Annotated in this window: 5 protein-coding genes; all 5 read left to right on the top strand. The window is 68.6% G+C overall.

Translation table 11 applies throughout. The features are described 5' to 3' along the window. Nucleotides 1-1,329 (top strand): Fe-S cluster assembly protein SufB (sufB, locus tag VF794_RS21410; RefSeq protein WP_331113271.1); only part of this gene is annotated, 1,329 nt, incomplete at its 5' end. Then, nucleotides 1,239-2,108: a Fe-S cluster assembly ATPase SufC gene (sufC, locus tag VF794_RS21405; RefSeq protein ID WP_414640934.1), complete on the top strand. Its 870-nt coding sequence runs from the start codon at nt 1,239-1,241 to the stop codon at nt 2,106-2,108. The genes sufB and sufC, both read left to right, overlap by 91 nt. Beyond that, on the top strand, nt 2,105-3,442 hold the full coding sequence (sufD, locus tag VF794_RS21400; RefSeq protein WP_331113267.1) for a Fe-S cluster assembly protein SufD: 1,338 nt from the start codon (nt 2,105-2,107) through the stop codon (nt 3,440-3,442). The genes sufC and sufD overlap by 4 nt, the downstream gene beginning before the upstream one ends. After that, nucleotides 3,439-4,668, top strand: a complete 1,230-nt coding sequence (locus tag VF794_RS21395) for a cysteine desulfurase (protein WP_331113265.1) — start codon at nt 3,439-3,441, stop codon at nt 4,666-4,668. Before sufD ends, VF794_RS21395 begins: the two co-directional genes overlap by 4 nt. Next, nucleotides 4,665-5,117, top strand: a complete 453-nt coding sequence (gene sufU / locus VF794_RS21390; RefSeq protein WP_331113264.1) for a Fe-S cluster assembly sulfur transfer protein SufU — start codon at nt 4,665-4,667, stop codon at nt 5,115-5,117. The genes VF794_RS21395 and sufU overlap by 4 nt, the downstream gene beginning before the upstream one ends. Nucleotides 5,118-5,298: the final 181 nt, after the last annotated feature.

Genomic DNA, 5,298 nt, shown 5'->3' with positions numbered 1-5,298 from the left:
CGCCTCATCTCCGCCAAGAAGGGCGAGCCGGACTTCATGCTCGAGTGGCGCCTGCGCGCCTATCGGCACTGGCTCACCCTGAAGGAGCCGCGCTGGCAGAAGGCGGAGTACTCGGCCATCAACTACCAGGACATCATCTATTACTCGGCGCCCAAGCAGAAGCCGAAGCTGGACAGCCTGGACCAGGTGGATCCGGAGATCCTCAAGACGTACGAGAAGCTCGGCATCCCGCTGCACGAGCAGAAGCTGATGCAGAACGTGGCGGTGGACGCCGTGTTCGACTCGGTGTCGGTGGCCACCACCTTCAAGGACAAGCTGGCCAAGGCCGGCGTCATCTTCTGCTCCTTCTCCGAGGCGGTGCGCGAGCACCCGGAGCTGGTGAAGAAGTACCTGGGCACGGTGGTGCCGCACTCGGACAACTTCTTCGCGGCGCTCAACTCGGCGGTGTTCAGCGACGGCTCGTTCGTCTACGTGCCCAAGGGCGTGCGCTGCCCCATGGAGCTGTCCACCTACTTCCGCATCAACGCGGAGAACACCGGCCAGTTCGAGCGCACCCTCATCGTCGCCGACGAGGGCGCCTACGTGAGCTACCTCGAGGGCTGCACCGCGCCCATGCGCGACACCAACCAGCTCCACGCCGCCGTGGTGGAGCTCGTGGCGCTGGATGGGGCCACCATCAAGTACTCCACCGTGCAGAACTGGTACCCCGGTGACGAGCAGGGCCGCGGCGGCATCTACAACTTCGTCACCAAGCGCGGCATCGCCCACACCAAGTCCAAGATTTCCTGGACGCAGGTGGAGACGGGCTCGGCCATCACCTGGAAGTACCCGAGCGTCATCCTCAAGGGCGACTACTCGGTGGGCGAGTTCTACTCGGTGGCGCTGGCCAACCACCGGCAGCAGGCGGACACGGGGACGAAGATGATCCACCTGGGCCGCCACACCAAGAGCACCATCGTCTCCAAGGGGATTTCGGCCGGCCACGGGCAGAACACCTATCGGGGCCTGGTGAGGGTGCTCAAGAGCGCCGAGGGTGCGCGCAACTACACCCAGTGCGACTCGCTGCTGCTGGGCAGCAAGTGCGGCGCCCACACGCTGCCGTACATCGAGGTGAAGAACTCCTCGGCACAGGTGGAGCACGAGGCGTCCACGTCCAAGATTGGCGAGGACCAGCTCTTCTACTGCCAGCAGCGCGGCATCTCGAAGGAGGACGCCGTGTCGATGATCGTGAATGGCTTCTGCCGGCAGGTCTTCAAGGAGCTGCCGATGGAGTTCGCCGTGGAAGCGCAGAAGCTGCTCAGCGTGAGCCTGGAAGGGAGCGTGGGATGAATCCGCTGCTCAGCATCAAGGACCTGCGCGTGCGCGTGGCGGGTCGTGAGGTCCTCAAGGGAATCGACTTGGAGCTCATGCCCGGCGAGGTGCACGCCATCATGGGCCCCAACGGCTCGGGGAAGAGCACCCTGTCGCAGGTGCTCTCCGGTCGCGAGTCGTACGAGGTGCTCTCGGGCGAGGTGCTCTTCGAGGGCAAGGATCTGCTGGCCCTGCCGCCCGAGGAGCGCGCGCACGCGGGCGTCTTCATGGCCTTCCAGTACCCGGTGGAGATTCCGGGCGTGGGCAACCTGCACTTCCTGCGCACGGCGCTCAACGCGAAGCGCCGCACCCAGGGGCTGGAGGAGCTGGACGCCATGGACTTCCTCAAGCTGGCCCGGGAGAAGTCCAAGCTGGTGGAACTCGACCCGAGCTTCATGCAGCGCTCGGTGAACGAGGGCTTCTCCGGCGGCGAGAAGAAGCGCAACGAGATCTTCCAGATGGCGGTGCTGGAGCCGCGGCTGGCCATCCTCGACGAGACGGACTCGGGGCTGGACATCGACGCGCTACGGATCGTCTCCGGGGGCATCAACGCGCTGCGCTCGCAGGAGCGGAGCATGCTCGTCATCACCCACTACCAGCGGCTGCTGGAGTACGTGGTGCCGGACAAGGTGTCCGTGCTGGCCGGCGGGAAGATCGTCCGCACGGGTGGGCGCGAGCTGGCGCTGGAGCTGGAGAAGAAGGGCTACGCGTGGCTGGGTGACGGCCGGAGCGTGGGCGGCAAGGAGGCGAGGCCGTGACGCAAGCAGGGTTGCAGCACTACCTCGACCTGGCCGAGCGCTTCCAGGCGGAGCGGGCCGCGAGTGCCCCCGGGTGGCTGCGCACCCTGCGGCAGGAGGGCATCGCCCAGCTCGCGCGTCAGGGCTTCCCCACCTCGAAGCACGAGAACTGGAAGTACACGAACGTGGCCCCCATCTCCGGCCATGCCTTCACGCCCGTGCGCACGGTGCACGAGGCGGGGGTGGAGGCGGCGGTGGCTCGGCTCTCCCTGCCGGGTACGGGCCCTCGGCTGGTGTTCGTGGACGGCTGGTTCGTCCGCGAGCTGTCGCGCCTGGACGGCGGCATCGCCGGCCTCACGGTGCACAGCCTGCGGGATGCGCTGGTGAAGGACGGAGAGCTGCTGGAAACGTTGGAGTCCGTGGTGGGCCGGCGGGCCCGCGCGGACGTGCACCCCTTCGTCGCGCTCAACGCGGCGCTGCTGGAGGAGGGCGCGCTGATTCGACTGGCACCCGGTACGGTGTGCTCCGAGCCCGTGCAACTCCTCTTCCTCGCGCGCGGGGACAACCACGTGGCGCTGGCGAGCCCTCGGGTGGTGGTGCTGGCAGGGGACCGCAGCGAGCTCACGCTGGTGGAGAGCTACGTGGGCGCGACACCGGGCGTCTCCTTCACCAACACGGTGACGGAGGTGGTGCTGGGGGCCGGGGCTCGGGTGACGCACGTCAAGCTCCAGGCCGAGTCGGAGACGGCCTTCCATATCGGCAGCCTGCACGTGGAGCAGGGCCGGGACAGCCACTTCGCCTCGCACCTCATCTCGCTGGGGGGGGCGCTCGCGCGCAACGAGGTGTCCTCTACCTTCGCGGCCGAGGGCGGCGAGTGCATCCTCAATGGCCTGTACGTGGGCCATGGCTCGCAGCACCTGGACCACTGGACGAACCTGGATCATGCGCAACCGCGCTGCACCAGTCGCGAGCTGTACAAGGGTGTGCTGGATGACAAGGCGCGGGGCACCTTCCACGGCAAGGTGCTGGTGCGGCCGGACGCGCAGCAGACGGACTCGCGCCAGTCCAACCGCAACCTCCTCCTGTCGGAGTGGGCGATGGCGGACGCGCGACCGCAGCTGGAGATCCTCGCGGACGACGTGAAGTGCGCGCACGGCGCGACGGTGGGCCGGCTGGACGAGCAGGCGCTCTTCTACCTCCGGTCGCGAGGCATTCCCCATGCGGAGGCGGAGCGACTGCTGACGCACGCCTTCGCCAGCGAGGTGGTGGGCGCGGTGCCGCTGGCGACGCTGAGGGACCAGGTGGAGGAGCTGCTGGGGCGCAAGCTGCCGGGGGCGAAGGAGGGTCGGGCATGAGCGGCAAGGACTTCGACGTGGCGCGCATCCGCGCCGACTTCCCCATCCTCCACCAGGAGGTGCGGGGCCGGCCGCTGGTGTACCTGGACAGCGCGGCGACGACGCAGAAGCCCCAGGCGGTCATCGACGCCCTGGTGCGCTACTACACGCACGACAACGCCAACGTGCACCGGGGCGTGCACGCGCTCTCCGAGCGCTCCACGGCGGCCTACGAGGGGGCTCGCGAGCGGATCCGCCGGTTCATCAACGCGCGCGACACGAAGGAGATCATCTTCGTGCGCGGCTGCACCGAGGCCGTCAACCTGGTGGCGCAGTCTTTCGGGCGCGGCAAGGTGGGCCCGGGCGACGAGGTGCTCATCACCGCCATGGAGCACCACTCCAACATCGTCCCCTGGCAGATGCTCTGCGAGCGGGTGGGCGCCACGCTGAAGATGGTGCCGGTGGACGAGCGGGGCGACCTGCGGATGGAGCAGCTCGACGCGCTGCTGACGGAGCGCACGCGCATCCTCGCGGTGACGCACGTGTCCAACGCACTGGGCACGGTGAACCCGGTCAAGGAGATCGTGAAGCGGGCCCACGCCAAGGGCGTGCCGGTGCTGGTGGACGGAGCGCAGGCGCTCCAGCACTTCCGGGTGGACGTGCGGGAACTGGACTGCGACTTCTACGCGCTCTCCGGACACAAGGCCTTCGGCCCCACGGGCATCGGCGTGCTGTACGGCAAGACCTCGGTGCTGGAGTCCATGCCGCCGTGGCAGGGCGGTGGGGACATGATCCTCACGGTGACGATGGAGAAGACCGTCTACAACCGGCTGCCGTACCGCTTCGAGGCGGGCACGCCGGACATCTCGGGCGCGGTGGGGCTGGCGGCGGCGCTGGACTACATCGAGTCGGTGGGGCTGGACGCCATCGCGGCGCACGACCGGGACTTGCTGGAGTACGGGGCGCGGGCGCTGGAGAGCGTGCCGGGCTTGAAGCTGCTGGGGCGGGGGCGCGAGCGCTCCGGGGTGCTGTCCTTCATCATGGAGGACGTGCACGCGCATGACGTGGGCACCATCCTGGACCGGGAGGGCGTGGCCATCCGGGCGGGCCACCACTGCGCACAGCCGCTGCTGTCGTGCTTCGGGGTGGCGGCCACGGTGCGCGCCTCGCTGGCCATGTACAACACGCGCGAGGACATCGACGCCCTCGTACGAGGGCTGCACAAGGTGCGGGAGGTGTTCGCATGAGCTCGGAGTTGCAGGACCTCTACCAGGAGGTGGTGCTGGAGCACGGCAAGCGCCCGCGCAACTTCCGCGAGGCGGAGGGCGCCAACCGGCGGGCCGACGGCTACAACCCCCTGTGCGGCGACCAGCTCACGGTGACGCTGCGGCTGGAGGGCGACGTCATCAAGGACGTGGGTTTCGTGGGGCAGGGATGCGCCATCTCGAGGGCCTCGGCGTCGCTGATGACGGGGGCGGTGAAGGAGCTGTCGCGCGAGGAGGCGGACCGGCTCTTCGAGCTGGTGCACAAGCTGGTGATGGAGGGCCCCGAGGGCGTGGACCTGGAGGCACTGGGGAAGCTGGCGGTGCTCTCCGGGGTGAACGCGTTTCCGGCCCGGGTGAAGTGCGCGAGCCTGGCGTGGCATGCGCTGCGCGCGGCGCTCGAGGGCAAGGACACCTCGGTCTCGACGGAGTAGGGAGGAGCAGCGGATGAGAGGCATGTTGACACCGCTCGCACGTGACTGCGAGGTGACGTTGATTCCCAGCGGGGAGCGGGCGGTGATGCCCGCGGGCACCGAGGTGCGGGTGCTCCAGACGCTCGGCGGCAACGTCACGGTGCAGGGCGACTACGGTCAGCTCATGCGCATCGACGAGAAG

The sequence above is a fragment of the Archangium sp. genome (assembly GCF_036389735.1).
GTDB lineage: Bacteria > Myxococcota > Myxococcia > Myxococcales > Myxococcaceae > Archangium.
This window is presented reverse-complemented; position numbering and strand designations above follow the sequence as displayed.